The organism is Robertmurraya mesotrionivorans, from assembly GCF_050971805.1.
Lineage (GTDB): Bacteria > Bacillota > Bacilli > Bacillales > Cytobacillaceae > Robertmurraya_A.
Genome location: NZ_JBPCCH010000022.1, coordinates 20584 through 37987, shown reverse-complemented (window position 1 = coordinate 37987; position 17404 = coordinate 20584). Strand labels below are relative to the sequence as shown.

Annotated in this window: 12 protein-coding genes; 3 read left to right on the top strand and 9 right to left on the bottom strand. The window is 39.9% G+C overall.

Annotation, left to right across the window (positions count from 1 at the left end):
• Positions 1 to 15 precede the first annotated feature (15 nt).
• Genes ACRX5O_RS21470 through ACRX5O_RS21460 form a run of 3 tightly spaced genes read left to right on the top strand, consistent with a single transcriptional unit; the run spans position 16 to position 1754 of the window.
• Positions 16 to 225 carry a spore coat protein gene (locus ACRX5O_RS21470; RefSeq protein WP_433907816.1) on the top strand — a complete coding sequence of 70 codons (210 nt, stop codon included), beginning with the start codon at positions 16 to 18 and terminating at the stop codon, positions 223 to 225.
• A 15-nt stretch (positions 226 to 240) separates the two neighbouring features.
• Positions 241 to 600 carry a spore coat protein gene (locus ACRX5O_RS21465; protein ID WP_433907815.1) on the top strand — a complete coding sequence of 120 codons (360 nt, stop codon included), beginning with the start codon at positions 241 to 243 and terminating at the stop codon, positions 598 to 600.
• A gap of 17 nt (positions 601 to 617) precedes the next feature.
• On the top strand, positions 618 to 1754 hold the full coding sequence (locus tag ACRX5O_RS21460) for a zinc-dependent alcohol dehydrogenase (protein ID WP_433907814.1): 1137 nt from the start codon (positions 618 to 620) through the stop codon (positions 1752 to 1754).
• Between the two features lie 54 nt (positions 1755 to 1808).
• Here ACRX5O_RS21460 and ACRX5O_RS21455 read toward each other — a convergent pair whose 3' ends face one another.
• The 9 genes from ACRX5O_RS21455 to ACRX5O_RS21415 all read right to left on the bottom strand — a co-directional run bounded on the left by ACRX5O_RS21455 (position 1809) and on the right by ACRX5O_RS21415 (position 16705).
• Entirely contained in the window at positions 1809 to 5591 is a 3783-nt protein-coding gene (locus ACRX5O_RS21455) for a GH32 C-terminal domain-containing protein (RefSeq protein ID WP_433907813.1), read from the bottom strand.
• Positions 5592 to 5604: 13 nt separating this feature from the next.
• Positions 5605 to 6600: a carbohydrate kinase family protein gene (locus tag ACRX5O_RS21450; protein ID WP_433907812.1), complete on the bottom strand. Its 996-nt coding sequence runs from the start codon at positions 6598 to 6600 to the stop codon at positions 5605 to 5607.
• 52 nt (positions 6601 to 6652) lie between these two features.
• Entirely contained in the window at positions 6653 to 8134 is a 1482-nt protein-coding gene (locus ACRX5O_RS21445) for a glycoside hydrolase family 32 protein (RefSeq protein ID WP_433907811.1), read from the bottom strand.
• Positions 8135 to 8211: 77 nt separating this feature from the next.
• Positions 8212 to 9816 carry an ABC transporter substrate-binding protein gene (locus tag ACRX5O_RS21440; RefSeq protein WP_433907810.1) on the bottom strand — a complete coding sequence of 535 codons (1605 nt, stop codon included), beginning with the start codon at positions 9814 to 9816 and terminating at the stop codon, positions 8212 to 8214.
• Between the two features lie 64 nt (positions 9817 to 9880).
• On the bottom strand, positions 9881 to 10762 hold the full coding sequence (locus tag ACRX5O_RS21435; RefSeq protein ID WP_391558509.1) for a carbohydrate ABC transporter permease: 882 nt from the start codon (positions 10760 to 10762) through the stop codon (positions 9881 to 9883).
• Positions 10763 to 10781: 19 nt separating this feature from the next.
• On the bottom strand, positions 10782 to 11762 hold the full coding sequence (locus ACRX5O_RS21430; protein WP_433907809.1) for an ABC transporter permease: 981 nt from the start codon (positions 11760 to 11762) through the stop codon (positions 10782 to 10784).
• A 236-nt stretch (positions 11763 to 11998) separates the two neighbouring features.
• Entirely contained in the window at positions 11999 to 13324 is a 1326-nt protein-coding gene (locus ACRX5O_RS21425; protein ID WP_433907808.1) for an ABC transporter substrate-binding protein, read from the bottom strand.
• Positions 13325 to 13328: 4 nt separating this feature from the next.
• Positions 13329 to 14933, bottom strand: coding sequence for a response regulator transcription factor (locus tag ACRX5O_RS21420; RefSeq protein WP_433907807.1), 1605 nt, complete (start codon positions 14931 to 14933; stop codon positions 13329 to 13331).
• A complete protein-coding gene (locus ACRX5O_RS21415; RefSeq protein WP_433907806.1) occupies positions 14927 to 16705 on the bottom strand; it encodes a cache domain-containing sensor histidine kinase in 1779 nt (592 codons plus the stop codon). The genes ACRX5O_RS21420 and ACRX5O_RS21415 overlap by 7 nt, the downstream gene beginning before the upstream one ends.
• Positions 16706 to 17404: the final 699 nt, after the last annotated feature.

Here is a 17404-nt window from a genome sequence, read left to right as displayed (position 1 = left end):
AATGGAGGTGTTTGTATGAACAACGAAAGATTAGGCATTCATGAAACGTTAGAAACTCACGAAATTATAAATTTTAAAACCGTTAGCTTATTGAGATCAAAATTAATGATGGGAATTTGCTTTAATAATGAGTTAAAACAATTAATGGCAAAGAATGTGGAGCAATCTATTCAGGATATCAATGAATTAATCCCTTTCTATAAACAAAGTGACGTACTTCATTAAACCGGAGGTGAAAACATGCAGGACTATTTAGACCCTAGAAACGCTGAAGGTATGCCGAATTTAGCCGACTCAACCTTCGCCATGGATTTTTTATTATCAGTTAAAAATGGAATTCGAAATTATGGATTCGCGATTACAGAAACTGCAAGCCCCGAACTGAGAAGGGTATTAACGAAACAACTCGAGGCAGCCATTGACTTGCACGGAGAGATTTCTGAATTGATGATCAAAAATAAGTGGCTACATCCTCATGACTTTAAAGAACAATACAAGGTCGATATGAAAGGCGCAGAAACCGCTGTTCAAATTGGACAAATGGAGCTTTTCCCGTTAGATACAGACAGAGGCGGCATGTTTGCGACACCTAATCAATAGAAGGAGGGATTTTTTAGATGAAGGCCGTTACTTATCAAGGAATAAAAAATGTGGAAGTTAGAGAAGTAAAAGATCCCACCATTAAAAATTCTGATGATATCATTGTAAAAGTTACTTCCTCTGCTATTTGTGGGTCAGATCTGCATCTAATTCACGGAATGATTCCTAACACGCCTACAGATTTTGTCATTGGTCATGAGCCGATGGGGATAGTAGAGGAAATTGGACCAGGTGTAAGAAACTTAAAAAAAGGAGACCGGGTGATCATTCCTTTTAATGTGAGCTGTGGTACTTGTTGGTATTGCAATCATGATCTTACGAGCCAATGTGATAATTCTAATCCTCATGGAGACATGGGTGGATTTTTCGGGTACGCCGAAAACACGGGAGGCTATGCGGGTGGACAAGCTGAATATATGAGGGTACCTTACGGAAATTTTACGCCTTTTAAAATTCCAGAGGATTGTGAAGTAGAAGATGAAAAACTAGTTCTACTAGCTGATGCAGCTTCAACTGCCTATTGGTCTGTTGATCACGCTGGTGTTAAAGAAGGAGATACCGTAATTATCCTTGGCTGTGGACCTGTTGGCTTACTTGCTCAGAAATTTGCATGGTATAAAGGCGCCAACAGGGTCATTGCTGTTGATTATATTGACTACCGCTTACAGCATGCAAAACGGACAAACAAAGTTGAAATTGTCAATTTTGAGCAGCATGAAAACACGGGTGAATACTTAAAAGAAATAACAAAAGGTGGAGCCGATGTAGTCATCGATGCTGTAGGTATGGATGGAAAGTGGACACCAATGGAGTTTCTTGCAAGCGGGCTAAAGCTTCAGGGAGGAGCCATGGGGGCACTTGTAATGGCCACTCAAGCAGTTCGTAAAGCCGGAACGATACAAATAACAGGTGTATATGGCGGCCGCTATAATGGATTCCCACTTGGAGATATCATGAACCGAAATATAGATATCAAAACCGGCCAGGCTCCTGTTATTCCATATATGCCATTCTTATACGACCTATTTTCAAAAGGAACGGTTGACCCTAGCGATATCGTTACACATGTCATTCCACTAGACCAAGCAAAGCATGGATATGAAGTTTTTGATACAAAAACAGAAGATTGTATAAAAGTAATATTAAAGCCATAAAAAATACCGACCTTCTTTACGAAAAGAGGTCGGTTTCATATACTATTTATTTTATTACTTTATCCCAGTAGAACTGATCCACTGCTGCCCCTCTTCATCAGGCTTCCAATCATTGAGGATCAAACGTCCGTCTTTCGATATTTCAAGTGCCTTTCCATTATGAACAGAAGTAATTCTTATTGTTCCATTATCATTTTTTGAAATGATCCAACGTTGATTATTATAGCCAAGATAATCGTACAGCTGAATTCTATTTTGACCGGTATCATAATCAAGTGCTTTGCCACCCTCGGTTCGGATAGAATAAGAACCATACTCATCACCAGTCGGAACCAACGTCCAATTTGTTGCATTGTCTGCGTCGGATACGGTCACAGGCTCTCCATTTTGAGACGTAGCCGTATAAATTGCTTGGCCTGTTGCTTTATTTGTAAAGCATGTTACCGATAAATTTGCATCTGTCATTTGGCTAACTTTCACATTCTGATAAGATGCTTGACCTCCAAATACATTAACACCAAAATGTCCTTCTGCAAAGGTGCCATCCTTTACATCCATGACTTTTTGTCCATCTACTGTGATCACAATGTGAGGACCTTTTGCTTCAATTTTTACCTTATACGTTTTTCCAGGTTGAATAAAAGCAGGAACTCTCCCAATGACCATTCGATCTTCAAAGCGACCGTCTATCTTGTAAAAAAGACGAAATGCTTTCATATTCGGATCAAGATTGAAGTAATATCCGCTTCTTCCGTCTTCACTAGCCCGGAACAAAATGGAGCCCGCTCCTCCTGATTCTCCTAGCATCATATCAGCTTCATACGTAAAGTCTCCAGCCGATTCACTAGCGACATAATTCGCATCACTTGTATACGTTCCACGAATTCCGTTTTCTGTGACAGTCCATTTGGAACTAGAGATATCTGACTTCCATCCAGAGAGATTCGTGAAGAATTCACCTTCAAATACTCTCACAACAACACTTTCAGAAGTTTTTCCATTAGAGGTAAATGCGGTAATAACCGCTTCTCCTTTGCTTCCTGCTTTAAGTACTGCTTTTGAGTTAGTAGAGGAGGCTATCGATACGACGTTCGGATTGCTAGATTTCCACTTAATGGGTTGTGTACTCTTTCCTTTTCCTGTCTCCATGGATGCGAATAAAGTAAGTTCATCACCTTTGCTCATCTCTCTTTGTTTTGTATCCATGACAATTTTTGTAGTCTCCGTTTTATCTTCCGTCCAAGTGTTAGCAAGAGAATGGACTTTTAAGGAGAGTACATTCACTTCTCCGCCCTTCGTGTAGAAGCTCATGCTACGACTGGAGGGATCTGGGAAAATAACATCAGAAAAAACAACTTTTCCATCATTTGCAAATACTTCAATAGATGAATCATCTACAAAAATATTCAGTTTGATGTGCTTATTTTCTGGCTTTAAAGGTGCTTCATGTAAAGTGGAAAATGAGTTAGAAAAATCCGTCTCTCCTGACTCCGCACGATTTACAAACATTTGATTTTCCGCTGGTTTGTATCCCACAACGGTTTTTTCATCCGCTCCTTCACGAACTTGAAAACCAAATTCGGTTGTATGGCTGTTAGATGGGATTTCAATTTCCGCCTCAATCTCAAATGCTCCTGAAGAGAGTCCTTTTAGCAGGTTCGAAGCATTGGTAGGATGTATAATTTTGTTCTGTGCCTCAAAAATAGTGTTTCGAATGGATTGCAGTTCCATAATCGGAGCCTGTGCGAGCCTTATTCCTTCCTCCGTATTCACCAGTCTGACTTCCCTTGGTATCGACAGCTCACCCTTCCAACCGGTCGTTGGAAAGGCAAATGGATAATCCCAGTTTGTCATCCATGCCATCATCACACGTCGATTATCTGGCATATTAGCAAAGGACATCGATGCGTAAAACTCTTTCCCGTAATCTGTTTTGAGTACCTTTCCTGCGGCATTGTCATTGACGAATTTTCCATCAGCCGTTAAATGCCCGATAAAATACTCTGCATCAGAGCCTTGCGTCTTCGGATTTGCTCCAGTGCTGATCATGAGAACCCACTTTTTCTCTCCTGTCCCGTCTACCTGAAGCTCAAACAGATCGGGGCATTCCCACACACCACCACGAACATAATCCCCATATCCAAAATTATCTGTAAGTGTCCAATCTATAAGATTGGTGGACGTAAAGAAGCGAATATGATCTCCTCCTGATACAACCATCACCCACCGATTGTTGGCCTCATCACGTACCACCTTCGGATCACGGAAGTCCCAGCCACCTGGATCCTCCCCATTCTTACCTGGATTATCTATCACAATAGGGTGTTCCGTTGAATATTTCCATGTTCGTCCCTGATCAGTGCTATACGCTAGACCAATTCGTTGGTTGCCATTCCATCTATCCGGATTAAACGAAGTGTAGTAAGCAATTAGCCCTTTTCCACCCGTATGAGTGAAGAGTCCGGAAGCATTATTCACATCCGCAATAGCTGAACCTGACCACACATGACCCAAATCATTCCATGGCAGCGCAATAGGTAGTCGTTTCCAATTCACCAAGTCTGTACTTACGGCATGAGCCCAAGTCCCACCATCTTGGTGGAATAAATGATATTCACCTTCGTAATAGACCAGCCCATTCGGGTCACTAACAGAGCCACGAGCTGGAGTATAATGATAATCTGGTCGATATTTTTCTTTATAATAGCTTGTTGTTGGAACAACATACACATCTTGGAAGGCTGCAGATCCAGAGGTTACCATGAATCCTACCATTCCGGTTGAATAGGTTTTATCCGAAATAGTTACAGCTGACTCTGAATATCCATCCACATACAGCTCGATTTGATCACCGTTTGCAATAACCTCTAGATGATGTTTGCTGCCTTCTTGGGAAGGATACGCAATTTCAGAGGTTTTCAGAATCGTTCCATCCATCTTCTTCAATTGTGCTTTAACCGTGTTTCCTGCCTTAATTAGTACAGCCTCATATCCCTCTGTTCCTAATTCATTTGCTCGAAAGGCTAGTGCTGCTTCTGATTGTTGCTGATTAAAAGAAATATTTCCTTCAAGAACAAAGTCACTTTCACTCGTATGAAAAACATTTTTCGCTTTTACACCATCAACAGCTATTCCTTTTAAGCCATGAATGGATGGTTCCCAAGTTCCTTCCTTTACAAGAGAAGAACCTAGATTAGTAGAAAGATCACTAACCTTTACATTTTGAAACAATGCGGAACCATTCCAGACGTTCAGTCCAAGAAACCCCTTCTCATAGGTGGCATTGTTCACATCAATAACGGGCTCATATTTATTACCCCAATATACTTTAATCTTGTCGTCTACCACCTTTACCTTCAGATGATAGATTCCCCCCTCTTGCAGTGTGACTGGATATTCTGCTTTTAACTTTGCTTCGTCACGTGCATCGCGGAGTCGAATTATTCCCGCATTCGGGACAATTTGGAGCATATAGGAGTCCCAACCATCTTCATTCGAACGAAAGACTAACGTCGCGTCTGCATTCCTATCAATGACTTGTATATCTGCTTCATAAATAAAATCTTGAGAAGTAACACTTGAGATAGCCATTACATTCTCATTTGGTTCTGAGGTTAGCAATAATCCCTGTTGCGTGTCTTCTAATGACCCTTTTCCTTTCACTTGCCAGCCTGTTAGATTCGTATTTGCTTGTAATCCACTTTCTAAAATTGTTGCCCCCTCCTTCGGCTCAGTTGCCAATCCTGCCGTAGGGTGACTAACAAAAGTTCCTACTGAGGAAGCAAGTAGTACAGCTACAAAAAATACAGAAGCCTTTTTTATGAAAGTTGGTTTCATCCTTTCCCCTCTCTTACAAATAAATGAATTTTTTGCGGTTCTCATTAATCAAACCTTTCACTTCGTCCTCGGTCGGCAAAGCTGATATAGCTCCCACTTTCGTACAAACCAATGCACCAACGATGTTGCTGTAAGCAATCACTTTTCTTAATTGATCAAAGTCTTCTAAAACCAGTTTAGGATTCTCAAAGATAGATAACTGATAGAGGGTTGCTCCTACAAAAGCATCTCCCGCTCCCGTTGAATCAATGGAAGTGACTTTTATACTAGGAACCAGCTCACACTTCTGTCCATTGGAAACCAATGTTCCTTCTGCCCCTAAGGTGACCGCCAAAACTTTAGCTCCCATTTGATGCAAAGCCGCAATTCCTTCCTTTACATCGTCCATCCCTGAGAGGATTCTTAATTCTTCCTCACTCACTTTTACAAGGTCAGCGATAGACATTCCTTGCCTTGACCATTCTTTGAAATGATCCACTCTTCCTTTCCATAGCGATGACCTATAGTTTGGATCGAACGAGAGGAACTTTCCTCTTTCCTTAGCCTCTCTCATTAGGTTGATATACGTAGATCGAAATGGTTCATTTAATAGGGCAGTTGCGGAACCGAAGTGAAGAATTTGATTCATCATGATGCTCTCTTTATCCAATTCTTCCTCTGTTACAAACGCATCTGCTCCTCGGTTGAAAATAAAATCTCTTTCCCCATCTGCCTTTAAGGAAACAAATGCTTGCGTCGTTGGATGAGCCTGATCGAATAATAGTAAGGAGGTATCTACATGGCAATTCTCTAATGTTTGCTTTAAAAAATATCCAAACGGATCATTTCCAACTTTGCCAGAAAACTGTGCCTTTCCCCCTAACTTCACGATCGCTGCACAAACATTAGCCGGTGCCCCACCTGCCTGTTTTTCGAAATTTTTTCCGTCTATTAAGTTCACGTCCACATCTGTACAGAAAAAATCAATCAGTAATTCCCCTATACAAAATACCGATGAATTGGTTGTCATTCATCATCAACCTGCCTTTTCAACATTCTTTAAGTTTCGATTCAGGCTTCCATCATTTCTCCCAAATGGAGGAGAGCTCAGTAAGTACTAATGAAGAGATATTTGTGGTTCCATTCTTTGAAAAGATGACCATCTTGTTATATGGTTGATTCGGATAGACTAAGCTTGTGCAAACAGACTTTCCATCATTGGCAAATACCTCTATGGAAGATGTGTCTAGCCAAATTTGTAAGTGTATTTGGTTGTTCTCTGTTTTTACAATTGCTTCCTGTATCGCAGCAAATGAGTCAGAGAAATGATTGATTCCTGCATTCACCCTGTCAACGGTTAGCTTTTCATTTTCCTCATCATACTGAATGATCACTTTTTCTTGGATCGAATTTTCAAAGATGACTCCAAAGGAAGTAGAATCTCTTTTTTCAAAGGAGATATTCACTTCCATTAAGCTACTAAGCAGATCACAATGAAAGGGGTTGTTCGGTTCAAGTAATACTTCCTCAATAACTTCACTCTCATTTCGTAATACTTGAATCTCTGATACAACCTTCTGAACTACACGAACTCCCGATTCAGTAGCGGTAAGGAAAAGTTCTCTAGGCAATGTCATCGCACTACGCCATCCCTCGGTTGGGAGTAAGTTTGCATACCGCCAATTGCTCATCCAGCCAATATAAATTCTTCTACCATCTTCCTCAGGTACATCCGACCAGCTCACTCCCGCGTAGTTATCTCTACCAAAATCAAGCCAAAGAGTTGTATCTTCAGAGTTTTCATTCAAGAACGTCTTTCCATCAAATTGCCCAATGAAGTATTGTGTTCGGGACCCTTCAGGAAAAGCTGGATTATCTCCAATGCTAACAAGCATCACCCATCGCTTATTGCTTTCGTCACCGTCTACAGGTAGTTCGAATAAATCTGGGCATTCCCACACTCCATCATGTGAACCTGCTTGATGGCCAAATTCACTAGCAAACTCCCACTCTATTAAATTACAAGAGGTATAAAGGGTAACTGTTTGGCCAGTTGCTAAAATCATCACCCATTTGTTGGACTCCGTATGCCAAAATACCTTTGGATCTCGGTAATCAGTAATCTCCTCGTCTGAAAGTACGGGATTTCCTTCGTATTTTATCCATGTTCGTCCGTTATTTTTGCTGTATGCCAAGCTTTGGCGTTGTCTTGGTCTCTCGGAATCCGGATACGTATCATGACTCGTATATATAGCAACTAATCCTGCTTTTCCATCAAAAAAGCCCGTCGTATCATTCCAATCGACCACTGCACTTCCAGAAAAAATCGTGCCATGCTCATCCGGATGCAATGCAATGGGAAGCTGTTCCCAATGAACCAAATCTTTACTCACTGCATGCCCCCAGTACATCGGTCCCCAAGTAGTACCAAAGGGATGATGTTGATAGAACAAATGGTATTCTCCTTCAAAGAACACCATTCCATTTGGGTCATTCATCCACTTTTCTTCAGGGGAATAATGATATTGAGGTCGATGTTTTTCTTTATATCGTGTTTTAATCATGCTTTTTCCGCTCCTTTTCTATAACTATAAGTAGAAGAAGGCTGTAAAAGGTTACAGCCTCACTCCTATTCAGCACATTACTGATTTCTGTCATAACCTGCTTGCTTAATTTCTAGCCAATCTTGTAAGCCTAGTCGGTCAAGCTCCTTTAGGTAGCTATCCCATTCTTTTTCCACTTTTCCATTTTGAATCCATTCTGCTCGTTTTCTCATTACGAAAGCAAACATATCCGTTTCAATTGCCGTTAAACGATCAAGGTCTTCAATTGAGAAGAACACTCTAGGATAAATATTTTCTGCTTGCATATGAGGAACCATAACGTCCTTCAACACACCTAATCTCCATGCAGCATCATCTGGCTTTGTTGTTACCGTACCGTAGTACTCATCTAGGATGGCCAACGGTCCACCAATATTTGTCTTTTGTCTTAACTCTACTGGTGCCGTACCTTCTAAAGGTAAGTGCTTTAGCATATTTGCCGCTTCGTCGTATTCAAAGATGTTCTGTTGCTTATCGTCTCCGTACGTTCCCCAGTTATTTTGTACAGACTGAATCGGATCGTACAGCTCATCAATCCACTTTGCTGTTAATTCAAGATTTTTATTGGAACTCGTAATCACCATTCTTCCGCGGTCAAAGCCCATACCATTTGTTCTTGCCACATTCACATGCCCATCTGGACCAGCAAGTGGTTTCATAACATCGTATTTATCGTTCATACCCGTGATATTTGCCTTATCCCATGTGAAGTAAAGACCGTAGCGATTGTCTTTTCCTTTGGCGATGTACGTATTCCAATCTTGCTCAAACGCCTCAATATCAATTAACCCTTCTGCGTATAATTCATTTAAAAATTTGATTCCTTCCTTATACCCTTCATCGGAAGCAGTGAAGGTAACCTTTCCATCATTCGTAACAACTGTATGATCCCAGTTCTCACCAAGGCCAAAAGATCCAAACAAGAAAGCTAAGTCTTCCCCACCTGGCTTATTGATAAAAGACAATGGAATTTCATCCGCTTTTCCATTTCCATTCGGGTCCTGTGTTTTAAAAGCAATTAATACTTCCTTCAACTCTTCTGTTGTAGTTGGCATCTCAAGGCCTAATTTATTTAGCCATTCGACGTTAATCCATGGAAGGTCATCAACAGAGTGAATGCTTTCTTTTCCAGCCCCGAGCTCCTCAATCCATGGAAATGAATAGATATGACCATCTGGAGCCGTCATCATCGCTTTATACTCTGGTGCTGCCTCAAGAACCTTTTGCAGATTCGGCATATACTTCTCAATTAAGTCTTCAACCGGTACAATGGCACCGTCCTTTGCTAGTTTTAAAAGATCATAGTCTCCATACCCTGCATCAATGATGGCATCTGGTAAATCTCCACTCGCCATCGCAAGGTTTCTTTTTTCTACAAACACATCGGACGTGTAGTTTTTCCACTTGATATTGACACCTGTTTCTTCTTCAAGACGTTGATAAATTAATTTTTCATTCGGATCTTTTGGAGCAAGAGGTGAGCTTTGCGTCATAAAGCTAAGTGTGACCTTCTCTTCAAGCGGGAAGCTTACATCCTCTAAGTTATACTCTTTTGATGCGGTTTCACTGCCTTTATTGCTGCAACCAGAAGCGAGTAATAGGGTAGCTAAGGTAGCGGCAGCAATCTTTTTTCCCTTTTTCATAAAATTAACCCTCCTAAATAGTTGTTTGTAAGCATTTTCATTATTCTTTATAGTTAGTGGCTCATTATTTTAATGAACCGACCATAACACCTTTTTCAAAGTACTTTTGGAAGAATGGATACATCACGATAAGCGGTAGACTCGAAATGACAATCGATGAGTATTTAATCATTTCTGACAGCTTTTTCAGCTCGGCCATTGCCAACTGATCGCTAATCATTCCAGGATCTGTTGAGTTTTGGATCAAAATCGAACGTAATACGAGCTGCAATGGATGAAGGTTTGGATCATCCAAGTAAATCATCGCGTCAAAGTACGAGTTCCACTGTCCTACGAATGCATACATCGCTAATACGAAAATAATCGGTTTTGATAGTGGCAGTACAATTTTAAAGAAGATAAGTAAATCGGAAGCCCCATCTACCTTTGCTGCTTCATGCAGCTCGTAAGGAATACCCTTGAAATACGTTCTTGCGAGAATGATATTCCACACATTGATGGCACCGGGTAGGATAATCGCCCAAATCGTATTTAACATCCCTAAATCTTTCACAAGCAGATAGGTTGGTATTAATCCACCGCTAAAAAACATCGTAATGATAAACATCGTCATAAAGAAGTTTTTTCCGACAAACCCGTTAACTGAAAGTGGGTAGGCTGCAAACAGAGACACCACGACAGTAACAACCGCAAAGCCAACCGAATACAGAATCGAATTGATAAAGCCTTTTAGCATGGCATCATTTCCAAGGATGAGCTTATAGCCCTTCAAACTCCAATCCGAGAGATTAAAAGAGATTCCTTTATTTAATAGAACGGTAGGATCCATAAATGAGGCTAGTACCACATACACTAAAGGAACCAATACGACTAATACTGCTAGGAAGAGAAAGATATTGTTTAAGGTTAATATCATCCGATCCATCCGCGTATACTTGATATTCATTGGTCTAACTCCTTTCTGATCAATATAATCCTTCGCCTTCGTTCAGCTTCTTCACAATATAGTTCACTACAACTAGCAGGATAACGTTAATGACTGAGTTAAATAGCCCAACTGCTGCTGAGTATGCATAGTCGCCTGCTTGTAAACCGACTTTGTAAACATAGGTCGGAAGAATTTCAGAGGTTGGCAGGTTCATTGATGTTTGCATCAGATACGCTTTTTCAAACCCGATCGCCATGATTCCACCTGCGCCTAAGATAAACGTCACAGCCATCAATGGCTTTAAGGTTGGCAAATCAATATGAAGCATTCTTTGTATAATATTGGCTCCATCCAGGGTAGCAGCATTATGCAATTCAGGATCCACATTCGCTAGAGCAGCTACATAAATAATGGATGACCATCCGGCCGCTTGCCAGATTCCAGATAGGATATAGATGCTTCTGAAGTAATCCGGGTCGGATAGGAACCCAATCGGCTCCCCTGTTAGCATCGTGACCACCTGATTGATGGGACCCGTTGGTGATAAAAAGATAAAAAGCATCCCAACGATAACAACGACAGAGATAAAGTTTGGTGCGTAGAGGACAAGCTGAACATTCTTTTTAATTGCTGCCCTTCGTACTTGATTCAACATTAGTGCAAGGATGATGGGTATTGGGAACCCAAGGATTAGCCCGTAAAAGCTGAGTTTCAACGTGCTCATAAAAATCGTTCCAAAGTTTGGTGAGGACAAAAACTTTGTAAAGTTTTCAAAGCCGACCCATTCGCTCCCAAGTATTCCTTTGATCGTACTAAAATCCTTAAAGGCAATGATCGCACCGTACATAGGAATATATTTAAAAACGATAGTGAGAATAATAGCGGGCGCAATTAACAAATAGAGAAAATAGTTTTCTCGGATATAACGTAATTTCTTGTTTAGGTTCGTCACCCTTTTCTCCGCCTGATTCGGGATCGCAGCATCTTTGCCTGCTTCAGCTTTTATTAATTCCTGCATTCTCGTAACCTCCAATCTAGTTTTCTACTAAAGTTCCAAGAAAGTAAGGGGTTACATTTTCTATTGTTTATGACTTCCACCATACCCCTAGCTCTCTTTCTTGTTTTAACTATAACAGGATGAGGAAAGACGATATTTTGAGTTCTTTGGAATTCTATGTTTAAAATTTTCGGCACATGGAATCGTTTTCAAAAATAAAAAAACCCCCTAGCTTATATAGCTAGAGGATCCATCCTTTATGGTTTCTGAAATTCCTGTATTCCTGCATTAATCTTTTCGACAGCCTCTTTGGCGGAGGTATGAACATCTTTTCCTCCGATACCGATGTCTTCAAATAAAACTCTAATCGCATTGCTTACCACAGGATAGGCAGGAGTAACTGGACGGTTTTGCGAGTGCCTAAGCGTTTGCTCGATAAAAATATTTAAGGGATATTGATTAAGTTCCGGGATATCTTTTACTACCGAGTATCTTGCCGGCAAATCACTCGTAATCGTGACATATTTCTTCATTCCCTCATATCCAGTCACGTACTTAATAAACTTCCACGCTTCGTTCGGATATTTGGACTGCGATGAAATACCTAGCGCCCACCCTCCATTGGGGGCCACCTGGTACACCCCCTTCGGTAAAGGGGCCACGCCAAAATCCTCTCCAAGAGTAAAATTTGAATTTCTTTCAAATTCCTTAAGTGTCCACGATCCTAATACTGTCATCGCGAGCTTTCCTTTTATAAAGTCATCTGTTCCCATTTCCACTGAAGCGACCCCTTGCTTGTGATAGAAATCCTGGAATAATTGTAGAGCCTCTATTGCCTTTTCTGAATCCAAATATCCACTTGCTGTTGTTGCATCAGGACTCAACACACCGGCTCCAAACTGCCACAAGAAAGGCATTTTAAAGTAGGCAGGTGCTTCTCCTTCTCCAAATCCTTGGCCAGGATCAATACCAACGATGCCTTTTTCAGCATTTGTTACTTTTTTGGCGATCTCAATCACTTCGTCCCAAGTTAATGGTTCATTTGGGTTGGATGATGGGAAAGGAACCCCTGCCTCTTTCAGAACATGCTTATTATAAAATAGAGCAATGCTCGATTCTGCAATTGGTGCAAGATAGATTTGGTCATTATAACTTAGCCCTCTTAAAGTGGACGTTGGGAAGTCCTCAATACTCCCCTCACTTTTCATAAAATGATCAATAGATAAGAGCGATCCTGCATTGGCATAAAGAGCAAGTGTCGGACTATCTATCGCCATTATATCCGGAGGAGTGCCTGTTGCGATTTCTGTCCGGAGTCTCACTTCATAGTCGCTGTAATGAATGGTTTTCATCTGAATTTTGATATCGGGATTCGCCTTTTCAAATGATGAAACTAACTCTTCATAAGCTTTATTTTCTGCATCATTTCCTCTGTTTCTCCAAAACGTTAGCAGGGTTTTTTGTACAGCTTTTGGTTGTGTCTCTGCCTCTTCTTTACTATCTGGTTGAAAAAGGGAAAGAACAACTAACAACAGGCCAAGAAAGATAACGAAAGATAGAATGAAAGCCATCCTTTTTTTCATCTGTTCATATCCTTCCTAGTTTTTCTTCGTATGAATGACGAAAATCAACAGGTGTTTGCTGAAAATGCTTTTTAAAAACCGTACTAAAATATCCGGAGTTCGAATAACCAACCAAATTGGCAACATCAATAATCTTAAGCTGTTTGTCCTTCAAGAATTCCTTTGCTTTTTCCATTCTTACATTCAGGAGATAATCGCTGAAATTTTGCCCCACTTGATGTTTAAAGGTTTCTGACAAATGAGCGCTATTAATATGAAACATTTCTGATAGAAAGGTAAGAGAGATTTCATTTGCATAATGCTGATCCAAATACTGACGGACACCCTCAATAATCAATTTTCCATTAGAAAATCGGGCCGTTCTTACCTTTTCAATAATCAGTTGCCCTAACTCCATAAGCTGTTCAATCACTTTAAGGAAGGAATTCAATTCCCAAATACTTTGCTGGCAACTCCACATCATGTTCTGAACGTCTCTTGTTTCCATATCATATTTACGGGCAGCTGATCCTAATAAAAATAATACCCGGTTCGAGAGGAAGGAGAAGGCCATAATGGACTGAGCTTCATTTCTTCCTAAAAGATTTTCTAAGTTTTCCTTAAACAATCCAAAATTGGCCGTTTCGACCGCATTGATTAATTTTCTTTCCATATCTGACGAAAATTCATAATCGTCCTCCTGTAAATCGGACGCATCTATAATCTGAGAACGAGAACCTAATTGGCTCTTGCTCCAAGCTAATAAACTAGAAATATAGCCATTTTTCAGGTTAGCTACTCCCCCTACCACACTACCTAAGCCAATCACTGTTTCTAAATGAAGTAGATTTTGTACATTCTTCTGGATATCTTTAACTAGACTAGGAAGCGTATCATGTTCTTTGTCTACAACCTGTAAAAAATGAATCATATTCGCATAACTAGGATCATAAAACGTATACAATCCCTTTTCACCATGTGCTATTTCTTTACACATCATTTGAAACGGGAGCCATAGTTCTTTTAAACGATATGCTTGTTCGTTTTTATCCCTGATTTCGACTGTTATAAAACGGAATTTTCTGCTTTCACTTACCATGTCTTCCAAATGAAGTTGTCGAAGTCTTTCTTTTACCATAGATGACTCCGTCCACTCTTCCTTTACTAAATAAAACAAATATTGTTCTTGCACTTCTTGGAGGCGGGTCATGGCTAGATGCCTCATTTGGGCTGCTTCCGCCTGCTTTTTCTTCTCTTCTTCCGTTTCTTTACGAATTTTTCGTAATATGTCTTCTAGTTCATCTGGAGCAACAGGTTTTAATAAATAATCCTTTACTCCCTTCTGCATTGAACCTCTGACGTATTCAAAATCAGAGTACCCTGATAGTACAATCACTTTCACCTGTGGAAATTCTTCAAAGCAGCGTTGAGCAAATTCAAGACCATCCATAATAGGCATTCTCATATCAGTGATAACAAGGTCTGTTTTCATCGTTCGTAACCATTCTAATGCTTCTTTTCCATTAGATGCTTCTCCAATGATTTCAAACCCCTCTTCTTCCCAATCAATCTTCATCCGAAGCCCCATACGCACTTGCTTTTCGTCATCCGTGATGAGTACCTTTAACATCTCGGGTCACCTCCACTATACTTAATACGCAGATGGATTTTTGTCCCTATCCCTTTGGTAGAATCAATTTGGTAAGAAAAGTCCTCACCGTAATAAAGCTTTAAACGACCGAGTACATTTCTGAGACCAATACTCGTTCCCTTACTTTGTAGGACACTTGTTGATTTCTGTGTGTCTTCCTGATGAAGAAGATCTACTAACATATCATCGGACATTCCCACACCTTTATCTTCAACCAATAATAGTAATTGCTCATCAATCATTCTTGTTTGGATGAAAATATCAGCATAACTTTTCTCGCTAAAGCTGTATTTCACTGCATTTTCCACTAGTGGCTGGAGGATAAATTTAATGATTGGAAGGTGTTTGGCCAAGCTATCTTCCTCAATCGTAATAGAAATGGTGTCCACATATCTCATTTTTAAAATATTGGTGTAACTGCGAATATAACTCATTTCTTCCCCTAAAGTGACCACATCATTTTGAGTGTTTAGGGAGTACCTCATCATTCGTCCTAAATATACGCTAACATTCATTACTTCTCTATTTTTCCCTTGAGCAGCCAAGCCACCAATGATTTCAAGTGTATTATTCATAAAATGAGGATTAATCTGTAGCAACAAGGCTTTGTATTCGGCATCTTTTCTCCGAATATTAGCCTCATATTCGGTCTCAATTCTATTTTTCAGCTGATCGACTGTATGTCCAAATACATTTACTAGATAACCAACTTCATTGTTTTGAGATTTAATCGTTGGCATAAACCGCTTAGCACCGGCAAAATCTCCTCTTTCGATAAATCCCATTGCTTTTGCCAGCTTCCCTAATGGACTTACAATATTGGACGCGAGCATATATGAGGCCAAAATGGTAAGTAAGAAAACGAATCCACTAATCGTAAGCATGCGATGGCGCAGATCATTCGCCTTTGAAAATAAGTCCGACTCCGTTACTTCGCTTAGTAAAATCCAACCACCAACAGATAATTTCTGATAAAACACGAAGTACGTTTCATTGTTCAACTTTACTTCTACCAATCCATTATTCTCTTTACTTTTATTGATTTTTGTTAGGCTAGTCGATAGCACCTGTTTCGGTGTATGAATCTCCCCTGTTAAAACATTCTCTCCTCGTTTGTTTAATAAATAGGCATGTCCTTTTTGTCCAACCTTGTTTTTATTTAAAGCCGTCTCAAGCAATTCGGTTGGAAAATTCACCTTGATGATGCCATAGGAAGCGAGTGTATTCATATCTATCAATGGCGATATATAACTATTAATATTCCCTGGAGTAGGTTGATAAGGATCATTATGGGACGCAACAAACGAGTTTCCATCTCCCATATACTCCTTATACCACCTTTCCTGCTTTAAAAGGGGGTTGTTTCCCCATGCACCTGTGCCATCATTGAGCATGACCCCGATGGACATTCCATTTGAGTTATTAACCGTCATTGAAGCAAGAAGACTTTTCATTTGATTCCTGATTAATAACCTTTGATTTTTCGTTACATCCGATGACACTTTATCTGTCTTCATCCACTGCAATGTCGTTGGATTGACGAGAATTTGTTTTCCTAAATCCTCCGCCTGAGTGGTAATCGACTGGATATACAACGAATATTGATCCATCATCTCCACAGTTAAATCCTGAGTCTGTTCTTCAATCACAGACGAAAACCAACTTGGAACCAAGAAGGAGAAGATGACAAATGGAATGGTTAACAAACAGGTAAAAACCAAAAATAAACGATTACGTAATGAAAAAAACATTTCCCACCTCCTCATGCAAGAAAGCCCTTTCTGATACTTCTTATACCCAATTTAGCATATCGTGGTATTTTGGAACATAGGAACAGGGAATATAAAAGCCTTTTGATATAAAACACACCGTAATACATCAAAATGAAGTTTTCTTGGATTTTTGAGATAAACTCACTCCCTTTTAAATAAGATGTCTTGTCCTTTATCGAGTAGCCAGCAAAAATAAAATAAGCGGAGTTTTTCCGGTTAGATGCAAAATGGAGCCCGTTTCGGGGTAAATAAGGGGAGATTTTCCGCTTATGGAAAGCAAAATCTCCCATTTTCACGTTTTTCGAGTCAATAGGCGGAATTTCTCCGTCTATTCAAGCTATTTTTTATCGTATTTACTTTATAAGTGGAATTTTTCCGTCTATTTATTAGCTTGGGTGCATAACCTGATCCCCCAACAGATAAATGCGGAACCTTTTGATCCTAGATTCGGAATCAACAGCTTTTTATCGACCAGCTTATAAAATAAAATTGGTACTAACAGAAGTTTTGACCCTCATTTAAATGTACAATACTAATTGTCCATCATAATGATGTCAATTGCTAAGTCAAAGTTAATGGAATTTCGTAGAAACCTTGATAAATAAATAAAAGACGTATGCCAATTCATACGTCTTTTATTAATAAAGCACCCGAAAACGGAACCCTTTGGTAACATAT